General features: G+C 63.8%; 20 protein-coding genes. 3 read left to right on the top strand and 17 right to left on the bottom strand.

Annotation, left to right across the window (positions count from 1 at the left end; all coding sequences use genetic code 11):
• Nucleotides 1-90: 90 nt before the first annotated feature.
• The 9 genes from E4633_RS18485 to E4633_RS18445 all read right to left on the bottom strand — a co-directional run bounded on the left by E4633_RS18485 (nucleotide 91) and on the right by E4633_RS18445 (nucleotide 7653).
• Nucleotides 91-1212 carry an NHL repeat-containing protein gene (locus E4633_RS18485; protein ID WP_162605032.1) on the bottom strand — a complete coding sequence of 374 codons (1122 nt, stop codon included), beginning with the start codon at nucleotides 1210-1212 and terminating at the stop codon, nucleotides 91-93.
• 108 nt (nucleotides 1213-1320) lie between these two features.
• A complete protein-coding gene (locus E4633_RS18480; protein WP_135872509.1) occupies nucleotides 1321-2649 on the bottom strand; it encodes a cytochrome c3 family protein in 1329 nt (442 codons plus the stop codon).
• Nucleotides 2650-2902: 253 nt separating this feature from the next.
• Nucleotides 2903-3529 (bottom strand): hypothetical protein, encoded by a 627-nt coding sequence (locus tag E4633_RS18475; RefSeq protein ID WP_135872507.1) that lies wholly within the window; start codon nucleotides 3527-3529, stop codon nucleotides 2903-2905.
• A 234-nt stretch (nucleotides 3530-3763) separates the two neighbouring features.
• Nucleotides 3764-4237, bottom strand: a complete 474-nt coding sequence (locus tag E4633_RS18470; protein WP_135872505.1) for a DUF2318 domain-containing protein — start codon at nucleotides 4235-4237, stop codon at nucleotides 3764-3766.
• Between the two features lie 87 nt (nucleotides 4238-4324).
• On the bottom strand, nucleotides 4325-4732 hold the full coding sequence (locus tag E4633_RS18465; protein ID WP_135872503.1) for a heavy-metal-associated domain-containing protein: 408 nt from the start codon (nucleotides 4730-4732) through the stop codon (nucleotides 4325-4327).
• A 192-nt stretch (nucleotides 4733-4924) separates the two neighbouring features.
• Nucleotides 4925-6016, bottom strand: coding sequence for a two-component system sensor histidine kinase NtrB (locus tag E4633_RS18460; protein WP_135872501.1), 1092 nt, complete (start codon nucleotides 6014-6016; stop codon nucleotides 4925-4927).
• Nucleotides 6017-6024: 8 nt separating this feature from the next.
• A complete protein-coding gene (locus E4633_RS18455; protein WP_135872499.1) occupies nucleotides 6025-6219 on the bottom strand; it encodes a ferredoxin in 195 nt (64 codons plus the stop codon).
• A 133-nt stretch (nucleotides 6220-6352) separates the two neighbouring features.
• Nucleotides 6353-7312 carry an arsenosugar biosynthesis radical SAM (seleno)protein ArsS gene (gene arsS / locus E4633_RS18450; RefSeq protein ID WP_135872497.1) on the bottom strand — a complete coding sequence of 320 codons (960 nt, stop codon included), beginning with the start codon at nucleotides 7310-7312 and terminating at the stop codon, nucleotides 6353-6355.
• 8 nt (nucleotides 7313-7320) lie between these two features.
• A complete protein-coding gene (locus E4633_RS18445) occupies nucleotides 7321-7653 on the bottom strand; it encodes an arsenosugar biosynthesis-associated peroxidase-like protein (protein WP_135872495.1) in 333 nt (110 codons plus the stop codon).
• 238 nt (nucleotides 7654-7891) lie between these two features.
• Here E4633_RS18445 and E4633_RS18440 point away from each other — a divergent pair, with 238 nt between their 5' ends.
• The 3 genes from E4633_RS18440 to E4633_RS18430 are packed head-to-tail and all read left to right on the top strand — an operon-like array spanning nucleotide 7892 to nucleotide 10230.
• Nucleotides 7892-8311, top strand: coding sequence for a QcrA and Rieske domain-containing protein (locus E4633_RS18440; RefSeq protein ID WP_135872493.1), 420 nt, complete (start codon nucleotides 7892-7894; stop codon nucleotides 8309-8311).
• Between the two features lie 24 nt (nucleotides 8312-8335).
• Nucleotides 8336-9433 (top strand): cytochrome b, encoded by a 1098-nt coding sequence (locus E4633_RS18435; RefSeq protein WP_135872491.1) that lies wholly within the window; start codon nucleotides 8336-8338, stop codon nucleotides 9431-9433.
• A complete protein-coding gene (locus E4633_RS18430) occupies nucleotides 9430-10230 on the top strand; it encodes a cytochrome c3 family protein (RefSeq protein WP_135872489.1) in 801 nt (266 codons plus the stop codon). Before E4633_RS18435 ends, E4633_RS18430 begins: the two co-directional genes overlap by 4 nt.
• Here the strand turns inward: E4633_RS18430 and E4633_RS18425 are convergent.
• The 8 genes from E4633_RS18425 to E4633_RS18390 form a co-directional block, all read right to left on the bottom strand.
• Nucleotides 10227-10754 carry an acyltransferase gene (locus E4633_RS18425; RefSeq protein WP_281276796.1) on the bottom strand — a complete coding sequence of 176 codons (528 nt, stop codon included), beginning with the start codon at nucleotides 10752-10754 and terminating at the stop codon, nucleotides 10227-10229. The two genes, E4633_RS18430 and E4633_RS18425, sit on opposite strands and share 4 nt — an antisense overlap.
• Nucleotides 10726-10995, bottom strand: coding sequence for an acyl carrier protein (locus tag E4633_RS18420; RefSeq protein ID WP_135872487.1), 270 nt, complete (start codon nucleotides 10993-10995; stop codon nucleotides 10726-10728). Before E4633_RS18420 ends, E4633_RS18425 begins: the two co-directional genes overlap by 29 nt.
• Before the next feature lie 25 nt (nucleotides 10996-11020).
• The gene (gene nadE, locus E4633_RS18415) at nucleotides 11021-12007 is read right to left on the bottom strand and encodes an NAD(+) synthase (protein WP_135872486.1); all 987 of its coding nucleotides are present in this window, start codon (nucleotides 12005-12007) and stop codon (nucleotides 11021-11023) included.
• Between the two features lie 31 nt (nucleotides 12008-12038).
• Nucleotides 12039-13595 carry a class I adenylate-forming enzyme family protein gene (locus E4633_RS18410; protein WP_135872484.1) on the bottom strand — a complete coding sequence of 519 codons (1557 nt, stop codon included), beginning with the start codon at nucleotides 13593-13595 and terminating at the stop codon, nucleotides 12039-12041.
• A 25-nt stretch (nucleotides 13596-13620) separates the two neighbouring features.
• Complete coding sequence (gene asnB / locus E4633_RS18405) at nucleotides 13621-15618, bottom strand: asparagine synthase (glutamine-hydrolyzing) (protein ID WP_135872482.1); 1998 nt, start codon at nucleotides 15616-15618, stop codon at nucleotides 13621-13623.
• A 279-nt stretch (nucleotides 15619-15897) separates the two neighbouring features.
• Nucleotides 15898-16935 carry a lipid II:glycine glycyltransferase FemX gene (locus tag E4633_RS18400; RefSeq protein ID WP_135872480.1) on the bottom strand — a complete coding sequence of 346 codons (1038 nt, stop codon included), beginning with the start codon at nucleotides 16933-16935 and terminating at the stop codon, nucleotides 15898-15900.
• On the bottom strand, nucleotides 16925-18034 hold the full coding sequence (locus tag E4633_RS18395; RefSeq protein ID WP_135872478.1) for a DegT/DnrJ/EryC1/StrS family aminotransferase: 1110 nt from the start codon (nucleotides 18032-18034) through the stop codon (nucleotides 16925-16927). The genes E4633_RS18400 and E4633_RS18395 overlap by 11 nt, the downstream gene beginning before the upstream one ends.
• Nucleotides 17997-18524, bottom strand: coding sequence for an acyltransferase (locus E4633_RS18390; RefSeq protein WP_135872476.1), 528 nt, complete (start codon nucleotides 18522-18524; stop codon nucleotides 17997-17999). The genes E4633_RS18395 and E4633_RS18390 overlap by 38 nt, the downstream gene beginning before the upstream one ends.
• Nucleotides 18525-18565: the final 41 nt, after the last annotated feature.

Raw genomic sequence — 18565 nt, 5'->3', positions numbered from 1 at the left:
CTTGGGTCGCCGCAGGAACCCCGTGAAAGGGTTGTCGCGCCCGCCTTTACGGCCGGCGCGACGTCTCCGCAGGCATTTCAGTGAACTTTGTTACTTCTTCCCTTCCGCGTCGCCCTTCCCTTTCGGCGCCTGCTTCGGGAGGGTGTCGTACCCCTTGAAGTCCTTCATCTGCCCGAGACCGTAGAAGGAGACCTTCACGGGCCCGAACTGGTTGGTCACCACGATGACCTCCTCGAGGACGAAGTTGGGCGCGGCGAGCTTCTGGAAGTAGTCGAGGTTGTCCCTGATCACCATCACCCCGGCGGGGAGGTTGAGCGATTCGTAGACGTAGCCCGGGTCTCCGAAGAACATGAGGATGCGCCCGGTCTCGTTGAAGATCTGCACGTTCTGATGCGAGGCGTCGGCGACGTAGATGCGCCCCTTGTCGTCGACGGAGATGCCGCGGGGACGGCCGAACTCGCCGAAGGAATCGCCGAGCCCGCCGAAGGTGTGCACGATGTGCCCGTCGCGGTCGAGCTTCACCACTTTGCCGGTGCCGGCGTTGGTGACGTAGAGGTAGCCGTCCTTGTCCATGGTGAGGTTGGTGGGAAGCGACAGACCGACCTGGGTCTCGCTCCCCTTGCCGATGGCGCCGGCCAAGTCGCCGCTTTGGCGGTCGATGATCTTGATCTCGTTGTTGGAGATGTCCAGGGCGTAGATGTTCTTGTCGTCGACGGCGACGTCGACCGGCTTCATCTGGATGTCCTTGCCGTAGGCCCTGACGAAGTTGCCCAATTCGTCGTACATCATCACCTCCTTGCGGAAGGTGTCGGCGACGAAGACGTTGCCGTCAGAGGCGACGGCGATGTTGATCGGTTTTTTGAGCTTGCCCTGCCCCTTGCTCCCGGGGAGTATCTCGTAGGTCTCCTTGACCAGGTCGAAGATGGCGACGTTGTTCTGGATGGTGTCGACGACGTAGATGCGCCCCTTGTTCGAGGCGATACCGTACGGCTTGGCGATGATCTTGTTGGTGTCCTCCTCCTCGTTGGAGAGGGAGAGGAGTTTCACGCTGGCCTTTTCCTTTGCCACGTCCTTGGAGGCGGAGACCCCTTTCAGGAACTGCACCCTGGGGGGGTTAGGTTCGGGGGGCCAGAACACCGGCTCACCGGAACCGAGCTTTCTCGCGCCGCAGCCGGTGAGCCCGAAAGCGACCAGCGCGAGCGCCAGCACCATGAAACCTCTCCCCGCATGAAACGACCTGCTACCACGAAGCATTGCTGACATCTCCTTTTTCTCCTTGACCTATGGGTGTTGCTTGCCGTGCCGGGCACGGGTTCTCCGTTACTTGATGCTGTAATCCTCGGCCTTGTCGCGGTTGTAAGCGAGAGGGCGATGGCATCCGGGGGCGCAGGAACCGCCGGCTGCGGTCGTCTTGAAGTTGATGGGTACCTTCCACTCGCCGAACTGCACCCCTTCCACGTTGATGAGCTTCTCGCCGCTGCTTGCGTGCGGTGCGTGGCAGACGCGGCAGGTGCGCCCCTTGCGGCTGTTCACCACGTGGACGTAGTGCAGGTTGCGGTTGCCGTTTCTGAACTTGGTGTAGATGGTGGTGTCGGCGAAGCGCAGCAGGTTCTTCTCGTGGCACTTAAGACACGCGTCGTACAGCCCGTCCTTGTAGGGGGCGTAGAGGGTCTCGGGATAGTTGCCGCCGAGCATCCGGAAATAGTTGGAGCCGTGCGGGTCGTGGCACCCCTTGCACTCGCCGTTTTTGAGCGGGCCGTGCAGGTACTTCTTGTTGGCGATCTCTTTCTTGATGTTCTTCAGGGGAGGCTTGTCCGTGCCGTGGCAGGAGAGGCAGGTCTCCATCTCGGTGAAGGCCAAAAGACCCTTTGCTTTCGAGAAGTGGCTCGAGTGGCAGCTACTGCAGCCGGCCTCGGACTTGATCGGCTTGTGCAGTACCTTCGCCTCGGCGATCTTCTTGCCGATGGGGGCGTGGCAGGAGATGCAGAGGTCGGGCATCTTCTTGACGAGGAACATGGGAACGCCCGAGCCGTGCGGATTGTGGCAGATGGTGCAGGGGTCCTTCTTCACCGGCGGGTGCTGGAAGGTGGCGGCCTTCAACTGGCTGTTGAAGTCGGAATGGCACCTGAGGCAGGTTTCGCGCACGTTCTGCTTGAGAAGTGCCTTCTCCTGGGACTGGTGCGGGTCGTGGCATTCGGTGCAGGAGCCGACCGCGGCGGGGCCGTGCATGAAGCGCTGCTGGAAGGTCGCCTGGTCGTGGCAGCCGGTGCAAAGCGGGTTCTGGTCGTCACCCTTTTCGAGCAGGAAGCGGCCGGAGCTGCCGTGCGGCTTGTGGCAGGCGGTGCACTCCCCGCTTTTCACAGGCTCGTGCACGAGTTTCTTGGAGGCGAGCCCGTCGTGACAGCCGGTGCAGAGCGCTCCCCCCTTGGCGGCAAGCTGGAAGCTCTTGCCCCCCTTGAGCGGGTGTTCCTTGGAGACGGCGGTGTGGCAGCTCGCGCAGTCCCCCTCTTTGACGGGGGCGTGCGGAACGGCGATCTTGGCAATTTCGACGTGGCAGGCCGAGGTAACGCAGGAGTCGCCACGGGCGTTGCCGGCAGAGGTGAGAAGCAGCGCGGCCAGCGCGAAAGGGACAAAGGCAAGCATCTTCATGATGACACCCTAGCAAGTAAGATTGGAATGGTGGACATGGGGCCAGCCAACACAATCAATGCAAATTCCAGGGGAGGCAGAGGTTCCTCCCATAACAATGGTATTCCCCATAAGCGGCAGGACGCGGCCCGGGAAGGCGGCTGCAGGGAAGCCGGGCAGGCTTCGGGAAAATCCCCAGTCTGTCTAACAGATTTGCACTTTTTTTTCAAGCAATAGATCGGGGGTGTGGTGGTAACACCCCCTCTTTCGCTTTTTATTCGGGGTAGTCGGAGAGGGTGAGGAAGGTTTCCTTCAGCTCAAAGGAGAAGATGGAGAACATCCGCTCGGCGAGCCGTGCCGTGAGCACGGGGGGGTAGAGCGGCACGGCAAGCCGGTAGATGAGGTCGAGCATGCCGTCGTGGGGGTTCTCCTCGAGGAACAAGGCGCCGTACTGCAGCACCGGGGCGAAGAGAAGCGCCTCCTCCATGACCTGGTCGTCCTCGCTGAAGTACGGGAGGATCATCTCCAGGGAGAAGCAAAGGCCGGTGCCGCCGGCGTCCTCGGCGATGCAGAGGAGCACCTCGTCCTGCGGCGAGCCGTATTCGAGCGATTCGGGGGAGAGGTGTCCTGCGGGGAGGACCATCACCTTGCCGTGCACGGGGTCGATGCCGTAAGGGGCGCCGCGGCCGGCTAAGAAGCGCTCCAGGGACTGGTATCCCTTGGTCTGCAGCCTGCCCATGCCGCGGTAGAAAGCGGCACGGAACGCGTCGCGGTTGGCGATCAGCTCCTCGAGCGGGACGAACTCCTGCTCCGGTGCCGAAGGTCTGGCGCTGCGCATCTCCGCGTTGTCCACCACGAGCCGGAGGTGTGACCTCTTGCGCTCGTCTTTGTCTTTGCTCACTTGATACCCCCTGATGCTAACTGCACTTTCTGTAATACACCGGGGGCGAGACGGGTGTCAACCTAGAAGCTCCCAGGGGGCAAGGAGACGCGGGGATCTCCTCCCCCTGGAGGGGGGGGCGGGAGGGGGGGAAACTGTCGGTCAAAGCCCCCCTCCCTGTCCCTCCCCCTCCAGGGGCAGGGACGCCTGAGGTTTTCCAACGTAGAACGTTGAACTTAGAACTTAGAACGTTTTCTAGAAGAAGCGCGCGCCGGACTTCAGATCGGTGACCGAGATGGTGACGTTGGACGCGTCGATTTTGGCGGTCAGGTGGGAGGGGTTGCACCCGCCACCGGAAGCGGCGCCGATCTTGTTGATGGCGAACTTCTGGTTGCAGTTGTTGCAGTTCATCTTGTCGCCCTGCTGCTCATACCCCTTCTTCTCGCGGTAGCAGACGTCGCAGGCGTCGAAGGCGGTGTGGAGCTGGCCGTCGCTTCCCTTGACGATGAAGAAGTTGATCTCCTTGCCGCCGTCGGCGAGTTTGTAGTAGTGCGCCTTGCCGTCGTTCACCTTGGCGACCGGGATGGTGACGGCGCCGTTCACCGGCTTCACCTTCTCGTACTTGCCCATGCCGGGTAGGGAGAACGCGAAGGCGACGGTGGCCATGGCGGCAACGGCGACAAGGGCGATGATGAGGGTCTGCAATCCTTTTTTGTTCTGCTGAACCATGTGAAGCTCCTTTTGATCCGGCTCGCTAAAGCCGGGTGAGATGAAGGTTTTCAACGTAGAACCTAGAGCGTTGAACGTAGAACGTGTTTACTTCCCGCCACAACCGTCTTTGCCGCAGCAGCCACCGTGGGCGGCCTTGCCGCCCAGGTCGCGCCCCGCCATGGTGCGGAACTGCTCCGGGGTGAGCACCCCGGCTACCTTGGAGGCGAAGCCGCACTTCTCTACCGCGGCGACCAGCCGTTCCGGGGCCACCTGCTTCGAGTCGTAACCGGCTATGACGAGCCCGCTTTCAAGATCCACCTCGGTGGCCGCCACGCCTTTTTGCGTCTGCAGCGCCTCGTTGATCTTCTTCACGCAGGCGCCGCAGGTCATCCCGGAGGTGCGCAGCACGACGACCTTGTCGGCGGTAGCCCCCACCCTCACGTAAAAGGCGAAGACGCCAAGCACCGTGACCACGACGAGCAAGAGGACGCTGTTCCATATCCTGTTTTTCATAGGCTCTCCCGGACCGGCGTGGCTGACGCGGGATGCGTCCTGCAGGCTCGGTCGGGGAACCATTTTTCAAGGAGCGTGCCACGCCGCTGGAAAGTGGTAACCCACCGGGATCACTTGCCGGCGTGGAGACCCATGGACGACATGCGCCCACATCCTGTGGAATATCCGCCAGCCAGCGTAGGATTTTCCACACTACGGGGAGAGCGGGAGAGCTACCAGGAAGGTGGTCCCGCGCCCCGGCTCGCTCTGCACCTCCAGGGTGCCGCCATGCCCTTCGATGATCTTCTTGGTGATGGAGAGGCCTAGGCCGGTGCCGCTTCCCTTGGTGGTGAAGAAGGGTTCGAAGATCTTGGCGAGCGCCTCGGCGGAGATGCCGCTCCCTTCGTCGGTGAAGCGGACCTCGATGCGTCCGTCGCGCCCCAAGGTGGTGGCGACGCGCACCTTCCCCCCCTGCGACGAGGCCTGGATCGCGTTCAGCAGGATGTTCATGAAGGCCTGGTGCAGCTTTCCCGGGTCGGCGACTACCGGCGGAAGCGCGCCGCGTTCGAGCTCTAACGTGACGCCGCCGGTGCGGGCCTGGGCGGAGAGGAGGGTCACGATGTTGGCGAGTTCCTCGTTCAGGTCGCATTCCCTCTTGTCGGCGGGCTCAGGGCGGGCCATGCGCAGGAAGTCCTCGACGACGCGGTTCAAGCGGTCGGACTCCTTGACGAGGATCTCGAGGAATTCGTGGCGGTTGGCGGCGCTGCCGTCCTCCATGAGGATCTCGGCGGTGCCGCGTATCGAGGCTAGGGGATTGCGGATCTCGTGGGCCAGGATGGCGGAGAGCTCGCCCAGGGCGGAAAGGCGCTCGGCGCGCCGCAACTGCTCCTCGATCCTGATGATGAGCTCGGACTGCTCTTTCAGCTGCCGGTAGGAGTCCTCGAGTCCCTTTGCGCTGCGCTCCAGCTCCTCACGGCGGAAACGGTCCTGCTGCGACAAGAAGCCGGTGATCCCGCCTACGACGTTGTAGAGGATGACCTCGAGGTATTTCTCCATCTCCATGGCGATGTGGCCGCCCCACTGGAAGAGGATGTGGGGGGCGTAGGCGATGGTGACCAGGATGGCGCAGCCGATGCCGCCGCGAAAGCCGAACCAGAAGGCGGCTAGGATGATGGGGATGTAGTAAAGGCGCTGGAAGATGTCGTGCAACACCGCGAGACGGAGCGGTGTGAGGTAGTGCAGAAGGCTTATGGCGACGACGCAGGCGAAAAGGGTGGCGCCCCTGAAGAGGTCGGTTCGTCTCATGTGGAGGCCTACTCCTCCCACATGATGCAGGAGACCGGGCAGAGGTCGATGGCGCGGACCTGGATCTCCGCCTCGTCGGCCCCTTCCGGGTCGTAACACTCGGACTTTCCGTGGTCGTCAAAGCGGAACACGGCGGGAAGGTTCCCGATGCAGATGCCGCAACTGATGCATTCGTCCTTTTTTACCAGCGGTTTTCTCGCCACATGGTCCTCCTTTCCCGGCGTCGCCGCGGGCGCTGAGCGCTCGGGGCCAGGGGCCACTATAGCGCAGGATGACACGACTTCCCAATGAAAAATTTGCGGACCGGCGGCCTAACTAGGCCACGATGCTCCCCCCTCAGGTGAAGCCGGCGCCCACGGTGCAGGCGTAGCAGTGGTCGGCGGCGGGGATGGCCGTGCCCGGCGCGGGAAGCTCGGAGAGTTCCCGCAGGAGGCGCTCCTCTCCCCCCATGTTGATGCCGCGGGAGAGGTGAAAATCGCAGTCGTAGAGGCGCCCGGTCCAGTCGACGGAGAGCTGGCTGCGGCACATGACGCCCGAGACGGCGCACGGGTTGAAGCCGGAGGCGAGCTTGTCGAGGTAGGCGTCCAGGTTGCCCGAGCGCTCAAGGAAGAGGCGGAAGCGGCCGAGCGGCGCGTTGGCGAAGGTGTAGAGGTTGTGGAAGCTGACGCCGTGCCTGCGCGCGAGATCGCGCCGGAACTTCTCCTGGGCCTGGAGCTGCGGCGGCGGGAGGAAGGCGCCCGAGGGGTTGCTGACGAGGTCGAGCTCGAGCAGGCTTCCCGGCATGCCGTAGCCGAGCGCGTTCAGGTGCGTGAGCGCCGCCATGCTCCGCTCCCAGACCCCGGCACCGCGCTGGGCGTCGGTCTGCGTCTGGTTGGCGGCGGGAAGCGAAGCGACGAGCACGACGCCAAGGTCGCGGTAGAGCTCCATGAGGGGCTCGCCCCGCTCCCCCTCAAGGACGACCAGGTTCGTGCGCACGATGAGCCTCGGGGTGTGAGGTGCCAGACCGCGTAAGAGGTAGGGGAGCTCCGGCACCAGTTCCGGGGCGCCGCCGGTCACGTCGATGACGGCGAAGGGAAGGCGCGTGGCGGCGGCGATCACCTCGTCCATCACCGGGCGCGCCATCATCTCGCTGCGGGCGGGCCCCGCCTCGAGGTGACAGTGCCCGCAGGCCAAGTTGCAGACGAGGCCCACGTTCACCTGCAGCGCACGGGTCTCGTCCCGCTCGAGGCGTAGCTCGTGGCGCGCGAGCCGCTGCCGGAAGCTCTCCGTCGCGGTGTTTTCCGTTGTCCCGGACATCCCGTCTCCTAGAGCGAAAGTTTTTCCGCGATCTTGCGCATCTGCACCCCGTGCACCAGGGAGGCGCCGCCGCGGATCGCGGTCACCACGTGCAGGGCCTCGGTCATCTCGCCCAGGTGCGATCCCTTCTCGAGGCAGGCCCTCGTGTAGGCGTCGATGCAGTAGGGGCACTGCACGGTGTGGGCGACGGCCAAGGCGATGAGGGCCTTTTCCCTTTCGGTTAGGTCACCTTCGGCGAAGACCTCGTTGTAGTAGTCGAAGAACTTCCCGGCCAGTTCCGGCGCGTCCTTGCCGATCTCGGCGAAGCTCCCGAGGTCCTTAGGGTCGTAGTAGGTTTCCATGGCGTTCTCCTTTTCTCGTCGTGGGGTACGGACGTGGAAGCATATCGGAAACGGCGCCGCGGGTAAAGGGAAAGAGGCGACTCCTCATGAGCGAACGCCTCGGTTAAAGTCCCGTAGTTTCGAGCCGGCGGGGTGATGAGCGGCGAGGGCAGCCGATATTCATGAAGAAAGTCGCTTGAAATGGCCCAAGTGGTCATTATACTTGTGCCGAATCAACCGACACTAGCGGGGGGAAGGCATGGAGAACGAAGGGAGAAGGAAGTTTCTCGGGGTCTGTGTGGCCGGCTGCACGGTCGCGGCCGCGGCTGCCGCCGGATACCCGGTGCTGCGCTACCTGGCACCCAGGTCCGGACAGGGAGGGGCGGCCAAACTGGTGATACCGGCCGGGGAGCTGAAGGAGGGGGACGCCAAGTTCTTCGAGTTCGCCGGGTCCTCAGCCGTCCTCATCAAGACGAACAGCGGCCAACTGGTCGCGCTCTCCGCGGTCTGCACCCATCTTGGCTGCATCGTGCAGTGGGTGAAGGAGAAGCAGCAGTTTCTCTGTCCCTGCCACGGCGGCCAGTTCTCCACCGACGGCACCGTGCTGGGGGGCCCTCCCCCGCGCCCGCTCGCAAAAATCCCGTTCACCGTCACCGAAGGTAACATCACCATCGGTTAACCCTTTCCGCATACGGAGGCATCCATGTTAAACCGGCTGTACCGCTGGCTCGATCTGCGCTACGGGATCGGCGAGATCGCGGAAAAGGAGCTCACCGGCTACCTTCTGCCGCGCAACATCAACGAATGGTATTCCCTGGGGAGCGTCCTTTTGGTGATCTTCGCCATACAGGTCGTGACCGGCATGCTACTCATGATCTACTACGTGCCCGACGCGGACAAGGCGTTCAAGAGCGTCTCCTTCATCATGAACGAGGTCCCCTTCGGCTGGTTCATCCGCCTGTGTCACGCGGTGGGGTCGAACATGATGGTGGCGGTGCTCCTGCTGCACATGTTCTCCACGCTCATGATGGGAAGCTACAAGGCGCCGCGCGAGTTGAACTGGGTCACCGGCTTCACGCTCTTCGCCCTGGTGCAGGGGATCTCGCTTACCGGCTACCTCGCGCCCTGGAGCCAGCTCTCCTTCTGGGCCACGACGGTCGCCACCAACAGCGTCAGCGCCATCCCGGTCTTGGGCCCCACCCTGGTCGAGTTCCTGCGCGGCGGAAAGCTCGTGGGGCCGGCGACGCTCGGGCGCTTCTTCGCCCTGCACGCGGCGGTCCTTCCCGTGGTGATCGCGGCGCTGATCGGGGCCCACCTCTTCTTCCTGAAGCGGACCGGCGTCTCGGCGCCCCCTTTCGGAAAAGACGAGACGGCGAACCCGTTCGAGGCGCGCGAGTACCACTACCAGGGGCACCCGGGGGGGATCCCCTTCTTCCCGAACTACGTGCTGCAGGATCTCAGCTCGATCTCCATCTACTTCGCCGTGTTCCTCGCGGTGGTCTTCTTCTGGCCCAACATGCCGTTCACGCCGGACGCCTTCGTCCCGGCCGATCCCTTCAAGACCCCGGCGCACATAAAGCCCGAGTGGTACTTCCTGGCCAACTACCAGACCCTGAAGATCTTCCCGAGCGAGCTTCTGGGGCTCTCGGTGCAGGCGGCGGCGATGACATTTTTGGCGCTGCTCCCTTTCATCGACCGCTCTCCTGAGCGCCACCCCTTGAAGCGCCCGCTCTTTCTCACCCTGGTGATCGCCGGCATCCTGCTCTGGATCGCACTAAGCGTATGGGGGCACCTGTCATGATTCGGAAAAACATCCTGGCCATCCTGCTCCTAGCCCCGCTTCTCTTCCTGAAACCGGCCGCAGCTCTCGCCGCGGAACAGCCGGAGACGGTCTGCATCCAGTGTCACGGCTCCATGCCGGACCGGCTCGGGGCGCCGGTGAACCTCTGGCGCGGCAGCGTCCACGCGGAAAACGGCATCTCCTGCAACGGCTGTCACGGCGGCGACCCGAAGGACGCGGCGAACGCCATGAGCCCGCAGCGCGGCTTTTTGGGGGCTCCGAAGGAGAAGGACATCCCCGCCTTTTGCGGGCGCTGCCACCCCGGCGTCTACAAGGATTACCTGGCCAGCGCCCACGGCCGGGCTCTCGGCGCGGGGGGACCGACCTGCGTTACCTGTCACAGCAACCACCAGGTGGTGAAGGCGTCGCTCACCCTCATCAACGAGAAGAGCTGCACCCGCTGCCACAGCTTCGAGAGGGCGAAGACGATCCGGGACGCCATGAGCGGGACCGAGGCGCGCATCGTCGGGATCTCGGGGAGGATCGCGCAGTTCCAGGTGAGCGGGGTGGATACCGAGAAGATGGGCAAGGCGCTCTTCTCGGTGAGAAACCGTTTCCACACCCTGTTCCACGACGTGGACGTGAACAGGGTGAAGAACGAGTCGGCGGCGATCAACAAGGAGCTCGACAAGCTGGACGCGGCGCTCAAGGTGATCGATGACGAGCATGCGCGCCGGCGCGTGGTGGGGGGGATCGCGGTGGCCTTTGCCGTACTGCTCGCGATCCTGTTCCATCTGATGAAGAAGACCTACGACTAGAGCTTTTTCAGCCCGAAGAGGAATTTGCGGTACTGGACCTCCCCCGCCTTGGTCAGCGGGTGCGTGATGCGCGCTATGGGTTGCGCGGCGGGGGGACCGTAGAGGGTGCCGGCGGGGACGTTGCGCGTGACGACGCTCCCCGCCACAACCACCGCCCCCGCGCCGATGGTTACCCCGTGCAGGATGGTGCAGTTGGGTCCGATGAAGGCGCCGTCCTCTATCACCACCCCTCCCTTCGCCTCTTCGGTGGCGCGGTCCCCGAGGTAGAAGTGGGCGAATACGGTGCAGCGAAGGCCGATAGTCACGTTGTCACCGATGACGATCTGCTCGGGGTGCTGGTCGTCCAGGTAGACGAGCTGGCTCAGCCAGACGTTTTTCCCCATACGCACCCCGCGCCGACGCTGCAGCCACGGGCGCAGCGTGTATCCCCCCGGGACCACCATCGCCAGCTTTCCGAGCACCCTCTGCAGGATCCCCAGCCCCATGATCGCCCCCTTAAGCCCCTGCAGCGGCAGCTGCGGCACGGCCCCGTTTCATCTCGACAAATACCGCCACCCGGCGCACCGAGTCGAGGTTCTCCGGGGTGAGTTCCTCGTCGTCCACCGCGATCTGGTAGCGCTCCTGGAGGTAGCTGACCAGTTGCAGGATGCCGGTGGAGTCGACGATCCCTTCCCTGATGAAGGAGCTGTCGTCGGTAAGCCCCGCCTCATCCCCGAACAAAAAGTTGTCCACGACGAAGTTCCTGATCTCTTCGGCAACGCTCATGGTACGCCTCCTTTACCCCTTCGGGTCACAGCCACCCCACCTCCTCCATCAACAGCGGCGGCAGGTGCAGGTAACGGGTGGTCCTTCTCTTGGTTTCGATATCCTCGTAGACCATGCGCACCTGGCCCGGGGTGAGCCCTAGGACGGGTGCGACGGTTTCGGCCGCAACGCCGTGGTTTTTCCCCCAGAGGCAGAGGTCCATCTCCTGGTAGGGGAGCGAGAAGTAGAATTCGTCCTGCCCCTGGGCAAGCGAATAGGTGTCGGTGGTCGGCGCTCTCCGGCGGATCTCCTCGGGGACGCCCAAGTACTCGGCCATCTGGTACACCTGGGACTTGTAAAGGTGCGCGATCGGTTTAAGGTCGGCGGCGCCGTCCCCTAGCTTCACGAAGAAGCCCTGGTCGTACTCGAGCCGGTTCGGCGTGCCGGCGACGGCGAAGTTCAACCGGTCGGCGTGGTAGTACTCGAGCATCTTCCTCACGCGCTGCTTGAAGTTTGTGGCGGCGACGATCTGCAGGTAGGGCTCCAGGGGGAGGCGCACCGTGCGCTGCTCCCCTTTCTCGTCCTGCGTGACGAGGAAGAAGGTGGTGAAGCGCGGCTTGTCGGTGACCGCGGAGATGACGATCTTCGAGCTCCATCCCGGCCCGTAGTCCGGCACCACCTGGCGCACCGCCTGGTCGTACTTCTCGTAGCAGCCGACGGCGTGCAGTATCCCCGAGATGTCCTCCACGCAGGTCGTTATCCCGAAGGTAGCCGCGAGCTTCCCGCTCAACGCGAGGGTCTCCGGGGCGGAGTGGCGCTCGGGCATCTCGAGCCCCACCACGCGCCTTGCACCGAGCGCCCGGACCGCAAGCGCCGCGGTCACGCTGCTGTCGATCCCACCGGAAAGGGCCACCACCATCCCTCCCCGCTTGACCTCCCTGCGCATCAGTTCCCTGATCCTGGCACAGATCCGTTCCGCCTCCCCTTCCGGGTCGAGGCGGAGCACCTCGGGTGAAAACGTCGCTGTCGTCATAGGCACCTTCCTGTCCGGTCCCTAAGGGGACCTAGCTGGTGGTCGATGGGGCCGCGCCGCAGATGACCAGGCAGGATGCCCGGTCCACCTTGCCGCTTGGGTGTTTGGGGAGCAGGGAGACGAGCCTTATCTCCGCCGGTATCTTGTGTCTCGGGAGTTTTGCGCGGCAATGGGCTAAAAGCGCTAGGTGGTCGGCGGCCCCTTCAAGCGGCGCGGCAAGTGCCACAAGCCTCGTCCCCAAAAGGGCGTCGTCCACACCGAGCACCGCCGTCTCCAGCAAAAGTCCGCTCGACATGAGCACCTCCTCGATCTCCTGCGGGTCGACGCGGTGCCCACCCACCTTGAGCAGGTGGTCCTTCCTGCCGGTCACGTAGAGGTAGCCGTCGCCGTCGCGGTAACCCATGTCCCCGGTGTGGTAGCCGTTTCGGTCCAGGACGCGCGCCGTTCCTTCCACGTCCCCCCAATACCCGAGCATGATGTTGGGGCCCGAGGCGACCAATTCGCCGCTTTCCCCCTCGGGAAGCTCCTCGCCGGACGGGCCGAGCACGCGAACAGTCACCCCGGGGATCGCTTTTCCGATGGAGCCGATCTTCTCGGCGAGCCGCTCCGGCTCGACGTAGGTGAGGCGCGCCGCGGCCTCAGTCGCCCCGTACATGACGAAGAGCTTCGTGTGCGCCGGCAGGACCTGCATGAGCCGCTCCTTGATCTCGCGCGCCATGTGCCCTCCCGCCTGGGTGCAGTAGCGCAGGGCCGGGAGCCGCTCCCGGAAGGAGGCGAGCGGCGAGCGGTGCAGAAGGTAGGCGTAGGTGGAGGGGACGCCGGAAAAGCCGGTTACCCCCTCCTCGGCCATCTGCCGCAGCACCGAGGCGCTGTAGGCGAAGTTGTTGTTGATCACCACCGTCCCCCCGACGGCCACGTGCGTGTTGAGGAGCGATTTTCCCATGACGTAGAAGAAGGGGAGCACCACCATCTGGACGTCGTCCTCGGTGAGGTGCAGGTATTCGACGATGGAGCGGGTGTTGCTCACGATGTTCGCGTGGGAGAGCATCACCCCCTTCGGGGCCCCCGTGGAGCCGGAGGTGTAGATGATGCTGGCAAGGGAGGTATCGGCGACCTGGCGGCCTTCCGGCGGGAGTCCCTCCCCCTTCAGGGCCTGATCCCACCCCCAGGCGCCCCCTTCCCCCGCCGGGGCCGCCGCGTCGGCGAAGAGAACGAAACGGACCGAGGGGAGAAATTGGGGCGGGGTGCGCAGCAGGGTTCCCTCACGCTCCATGATGATGCCTGCGGGCTGCAGTTCTTCGCAAAGACGCGCGAGCGCTTCGGGGCCGGTCTGAAGGTTCAGCGGTACCGCAACCGCTCCCGCCTTCAGGATGCCGTAGTAGCTCGCCACGTACTGGACGCCGTTGCCCAGGAGCAGAACGATGCGGTCTCCCGGCAGCACGCCGCGCTCCACCAGGAAGGCGGCCAGGCGTGACGCGGCACGATCGAGCCGACGGTAGGTGACCCGCTCGCCGTCGTGGACGAGGGCCACCTTGTCCGGGCGGAGCGACGCGCTGTTCTCCAGGAAATGGTGCACGCAACCGTTCATGGTTTCTCCTTTAAAAAATTAGGCCTCACCCGCGGGGGCGCCCCCACTTCTTCCGCCCCAAGGGGGTGCATACCAGGTCCGGACGCACGACGGGCACCCCTTTCCAGGAGGAGGCAGCGACGAACTGGCGGTGCAGTATTTCGGTGGTGACGATCCCCATGAGGGCCATGTTGTCGAATTCACCGGCCGGGACGGAGAGCACCTTGCGAAAAAGGCGCCCAACCCGCTCCGGATCGAAGTAGCCGCTTGCCTTAAGGCTCGCCGTGCTCAGGAGCTCTTCCACGTAATCCGCCGCGGCCAGTGTGAAAAGGGAGCGGACCGGCGCACGGTAGGGCTGCTTCGCCCTTTTCAGGATCCTCTCGGGCAAAAGATCGCGGCAGGCCCTTTTCAGGAAGTACTTCTCGGCGAGCCCTCGCATCTTCCAGTGCGGAGGGAGCCTGAAGGCGGACTCGATCACCCGGTAGTCGAGAAACGGGTGGCGCATCTCCACCGAGTGGGCCATGGCGACGCGGTCTCCCTGCGCGGAGAGGAGAAAGCCCGCGAGGAAGAGTTCGATCTCGAGGACTTGGGCGCGGCTGAAAAAGTCGCGCCCGGCGAACCCATCCGGGAGCAGGTGTACAAGTTCCTCACGCGGATCGTACCCCTCGAGCTGCTCGCGGGCCCCTTTCGACATGAACGTGAGGTTTCTCGCACCTCCCCCCCAGCGCACCGCGTGCGAGAAGAAGGGATCGTCCAACTGCCTCGGGTCGACGGCGAAGAACTCCCGCAGGAACTGGCGCCCGCGGGAGGGGTCGCGGAACACGTAAGGGTAGAGCCGCTCGAGAAGGCGCGGGCGCAGCGACGAGCCGGGAAGGCGTCCCCACCACTGCCTGATCTTCGCCTCTTTGAAGATGTTGTACCCCCCGAGCATCTCGTCCGCCCCCTCTCCGGAGAGGACCACCTTGTACCCCTCCTCGCGGACCAGGCGGGAAAGGAGGTACATCGGGACCGGAGAAGTGCGCAGGGTCGGCTGTTCGCAGTGCCAGACCGTCTCGGGCAGAAGCGTCCGGATCTGCGCGTCTTCGACGAGGACACGCCGGTGGTCCGTCCCCAGACGGGTCACCATCTCGTCCTGCGCGGAGCTCTCGTCGAAGGCGGGGTCGGCGAAGCCAAGCGAGAAGGTCTTAAGACGGCTCTTGCAGTGGCGTGCGATGAGGGCGGCGATGATGGAGGAGTCGAGCCCGCCGGAGAGATAGGCGCCCACCGGGACGTCGGCACGCAGCCTCAGACGGACCGCGTCGTCAAGGAGCGCGGCGAAGGAGTCCGCAGCCTCGGCAAGCTCCCCCGGGGGGATCTTCTGCTCGCAAAAGTGGGGGATGCGCCAGTAGGAAACGGGGGCGGAGCGCCTGCCGGCGACACGCAGGTAGTGCCCCGGGGGGAGCGCCTCGACCCCCTGGAAGAAGGTCCGCCCCGGTAGCGCGCTCCAGAAGACAAAGAGCTGGCTGAGCGCCTGCGCGTCGAGCTCGCGCCTGCCGGCGACGGCTAGGATCGCCTTGATCTCAGAGGCGAAGAGGAGCCGGCCGTCGGGGGTAAAGGTGTAGTAGAGCGGCCGGACGCCTACGCGGTCCCGGGCAAGGAAAAGTTCCCCCTTTACGGCATCCCAGATGGCGAAGGCGAACTGGCCATTGACCCTGTCGAGGCAGGCGGGGCCGTACTCTTCGTAAAGGTGCAGCAGGACCTCTGTGTCGGTGCGGGTGGTGAAGCGGTGCCCACGGGCGAGGAGGTCCTCCTTCAGCTCAAGGTAGTTGTAGGCCTCACCGTTGTAGACGATCCAGAGCGTGCCGGTCTCGTTGCAGATCGGCTGCGTTCCGCCGTCGATGCCGATGATGCTGAGGCGTAGGTGCCCGAGCCCAGCGCGGGTGTCGAGGTACACCCCGGACTCGTCCGGTCCCCGGTGGCGCAGCGGCGAGATCATCGCCACCACCTGCTCCAGGCTTGGGGCTTCGGCTTCTTTCAGATTAACGATGCCTGCAATCCCGCACACTTGGTTCCTCCCAAGCCACCCACGCCCTCCGGGCGGCGCAAAACCATGAAACTATACCAATGAAGCCTCTTGAAGCAATGCGTTTTTTGGCACGGAATCTCGGGCGTACCGTCGGTGAAAGCCTGACGGCGCAGCATGCGGTGCGTGAAACAGGACGGGAATAGCGGCGCAACATAGAAGGGGCAGCGGTCACGACCACTGCCCCTTCACTTTTCCCGTTTGTCCTGCACTGATCTTCTTACCGGGGAGGGGAGCACATCAACGCCGCGCGGGGAAGCATCATCCCATGTGCCGGTAACCGAGCTCTCCAAGGGCCCTCAGCATCCCCCCCGGCAGCTTCTTCAAGAGTGCGCTGTAGTTCCACCCCTCGGCGTCCGGCCCGCAAAAGCCCCCCTTGCGGAAATCATAGCGGTGGTACCTGAGTTCGCTCCTGACCCCGCCCCAGCCGTCCTTGAAGTGAATCAGGCCGCTGTTGTCCGGATCGGTCCGGCCAAGGCTCAGGTTGTCGAAGCCTTTTTGCGCACATCTGGTGATCATCTCCCAGAAAAGCAGGTTGTTGGCGCGCAGCCCCTGGTACCTCTCGTCCGAGGCACCGTACTTGTAGATGGCGTTACTTCCATAGTGAAGGCAGATGGCCCCGGCGACGGCGGTCCCTGCATGATAGGCGAGGGCGGCGAACCCGAGCCCTCTGCCGATCAGATGCCGATGCAGGTTCACGAAGTAGCTCCTGGGCTGTGGGGGGACCCCCTGACGTTTCCTGGTCAGGCAGTGCAGCTTGTAGTAGGTCAGAGCGCCTGCAAGGTCCAGATGGAACTGGACACGCACCCCTTCCTTAAGCGCCTTCCTGATCCCCCTCGCCGTGCTCTTTCTCACCCTCGCGAACATCTCGTCGGTATCCCGGCAAAGGGCAAGGGTATGATTCACGAAGCAGCGGCTTGCCATCTCACCCTCCAGGAAGCGCTCCCCCCTGAACTCGAGATAGCGCCACTTCCGCTTTCTGCCGTGGGCCAATGCCGCCTGCAAAAGCGCCTGGAACTCCTCCTGCCCGTCGACCACCGCGCCGCAGGAATCGGAAAAACAGAGGGAGACGCCGCGTCTTCCCGTGATGAGGCTGTCCACCTCCATCAAGGGAAGACACGCGGCAACCTCCCATGCATTGTTCAAAAGCAGGTAGGCGGGACGAAAGCGGTAGGAATCGGTGAGCAGCCGCGCCCACGCGGAACAGTGGAACACGGTGCTCGCCCGACGGCTGCCGACCCATGTGTCATATGCATCATCACTGCGGGGATCGATAACGTGGAGATCGTTAAGGTGCATCACTGATCCGCCTTACTTCCTGGCAGATGTATTGAATCTGGTGTTCCGTCAGCTCAGGGAACATGGGCAGCGACAGCAGTTCAGCGGCACAGCACTCGGCAAAGGGAAAGCTCCCCGGAGCCTTTCCGCTTGCGCTGTAAGCCTCCTGCAGGTGGATGGGAACCGGGTAGTGCACGCCGCACTCTATGCCGCTTGCGTGGAGCGCTTCTTTCATCTGTTCCCGGTTCGAGGTCCTAACGGCAAAGACGTGATAGACGTGACGGGCGTAATCCATCTCCTGCGGCGTTTTTACCGCCGTGATCCCCGAAAGGTTCTTGCGGTACCACTGGGCGTGGTCCCGGCGCCTGGCGTTCCACCCTTCCAGGTACTTCAGCTTGACGCTCAGCACCGCGCCCTGGATGCCGTCCATGCGGCCGTTCATCCCGATCACGTTGTGGTAGTACTTGCGCGACTGGCCGTGGTCGCGCAGCATCCTGATCCGGCGCGCGAGCTGTTCGTCGGCGGTGACCACCCCACCGGCCTCGCCGTAGGCGCCGAGGTTCTTGCCGGGGTAGAAGCTGAAGCAGGCGGCATGCCCCAAGGAGCCCGCGCGCCGCCCCTTGTACTCGGCGCCGTGGGCCTGGCAGGCATCCTCGATGACCGCGAGGCCGTGCCTGTCGGCGATGGCTAGGATCGGGTCCATGTCAGCGGTCTGGCCGTAGAGGTGCACCGGGATGACGGCCTTGGTCCTCGTGGTGATGGCATTCTCCAGTAGGGCCGGATCCATGGTGTAGCTTTTCTGGTCGATGTCGACGAAAACAGGGGTCGCGCCGCACAGCGTGATCGCTTCCGCCGTAGCTATGAAGCTGTTCGGGACCGTGATGACCTCGTCCCCCGCTCCGATGCCGAGGCCTAGCAGCACAAGCCAAAGTGCCTCTGTGCCGCTACCCACCCCCGCCGCGTACCTGCTCCCGCAGAAGGCGGCGAACTCCTCCTCGAACTTCTCGACGTAGGGGCCTCCGGAGAAGGCGCAGTTGGCCATGACCTCGCCTATCGACTGCTGCACCTCATCCGCTATGGCGTCATACTGGGCTTTGAGATTGAGAAAGGGCACTTTCATCTGAGTTCTCCTTCGGGATGTACCGCAACACCCGGGCCGGATTTCCGGCAACTATGCTGTAAGGCTCCACGTTCTTCGTCACGACGCTGCCGGCGCCGACGATGGCATTTTCGCCCACCGTTACGCCGCACAGGATTGTTGAGCTGGAACCTATGGAGGCGTTTTTCCTGATCACGGTTTTGACCACGCTCCAGTCCGATTCCAGTTGCAGTTCCCCCGAAGCTGTGGTGGCCTTGGGATAGAGGTCGTTGATGAAGGTCACATTGTGGCCGATGAAGACGTTCTCCTCGATCTCCACCCCTTCACATATGAAGCTGTGGCTCGATATCTTGCAGTTCTTGCCGATCTCTGCGTTCTTCTGGATCTCCACGAAGGCGCCGATCTTCGAGTTGTCACCGATGGTGCAGCCGTAGAGGTTGATGAACTTCCCAAGTTTCACGTTCTGCCCGAGCTTTACGTCAGGTGCCACTGCCGCGAAGTTTTCCACCATAGCGTTCTCCTTTCCAGGGTGCGGGCGCCGACTCCTTCCCG

Source organism: Geomonas terrae (genome assembly GCF_004791675.1).
Lineage (GTDB): Bacteria > Desulfobacterota > Desulfuromonadia > Geobacterales > Geobacteraceae > Geomonas > Geomonas edaphica.
This window is presented reverse-complemented; position numbering and strand designations above follow the sequence as displayed.

What these genes read in the sequence shown, in the direction of transcription:
- E4633_RS18485 (WP_162605032.1), bottom strand. Translation starts at nt 1,212, where the DNA reads ATGGTGCTGGCGCTCGCGCTGGTCGCTTTCGGGCTCACCGGCTGCGGC.
- E4633_RS18480 (WP_135872509.1), bottom strand. Translation starts at nt 2,649, where the DNA reads ATGAAGATGCTTGCCTTTGTCCCTTTCGCGCTGGCCGCGCTGCTTCTC.
- E4633_RS18470 (WP_135872505.1), bottom strand. Translation starts at nt 4,237, where the DNA reads ATGGTTCAGCAGAACAAAAAAGGATTGCAGACCCTCATCATCGCCCTT.
- E4633_RS18465 (WP_135872503.1), bottom strand. Translation starts at nt 4,732, where the DNA reads ATGAAAAACAGGATATGGAACAGCGTCCTCTTGCTCGTCGTGGTCACG.
- E4633_RS18460 (WP_135872501.1), bottom strand. Translation starts at nt 6,016, where the DNA reads ATGAGACGAACCGACCTCTTCAGGGGCGCCACCCTTTTCGCCTGCGTC.
- arsS (WP_135872497.1), bottom strand. Translation starts at nt 7,312, where the DNA reads ATGTCCGGGACAACGGAAAACACCGCGACGGAGAGCTTCCGGCAGCGG.
- E4633_RS18445 (WP_135872495.1), bottom strand. Translation starts at nt 7,653, where the DNA reads ATGGAAACCTACTACGACCCTAAGGACCTCGGGAGCTTCGCCGAGATC.
- E4633_RS18440 (WP_135872493.1), top strand. Translation starts at nt 7,892, where the DNA reads ATGGAGAACGAAGGGAGAAGGAAGTTTCTCGGGGTCTGTGTGGCCGGC.
- E4633_RS18435 (WP_135872491.1), top strand. Translation starts at nt 8,336, where the DNA reads ATGTTAAACCGGCTGTACCGCTGGCTCGATCTGCGCTACGGGATCGGC.
- E4633_RS18430 (WP_135872489.1), top strand. Translation starts at nt 9,430, where the DNA reads ATGATTCGGAAAAACATCCTGGCCATCCTGCTCCTAGCCCCGCTTCTC.
- E4633_RS18420 (WP_135872487.1), bottom strand. Translation starts at nt 10,995, where the DNA reads ATGAGCGTTGCCGAAGAGATCAGGAACTTCGTCGTGGACAACTTTTTG.
- nadE (WP_135872486.1), bottom strand. Translation starts at nt 12,007, where the DNA reads ATGACGACAGCGACGTTTTCACCCGAGGTGCTCCGCCTCGACCCGGAA.
- E4633_RS18410 (WP_135872484.1), bottom strand. Translation starts at nt 13,595, where the DNA reads ATGAACGGTTGCGTGCACCATTTCCTGGAGAACAGCGCGTCGCTCCGC.
- E4633_RS18400 (WP_135872480.1), bottom strand. Translation starts at nt 16,935, where the DNA reads ATGCACCTTAACGATCTCCACGTTATCGATCCCCGCAGTGATGATGCA.
- E4633_RS18395 (WP_135872478.1), bottom strand. Translation starts at nt 18,034, where the DNA reads ATGAAAGTGCCCTTTCTCAATCTCAAAGCCCAGTATGACGCCATAGCG.
- E4633_RS18390 (WP_135872476.1), bottom strand. Translation starts at nt 18,524, where the DNA reads ATGGTGGAAAACTTCGCGGCAGTGGCACCTGACGTAAAGCTCGGGCAG.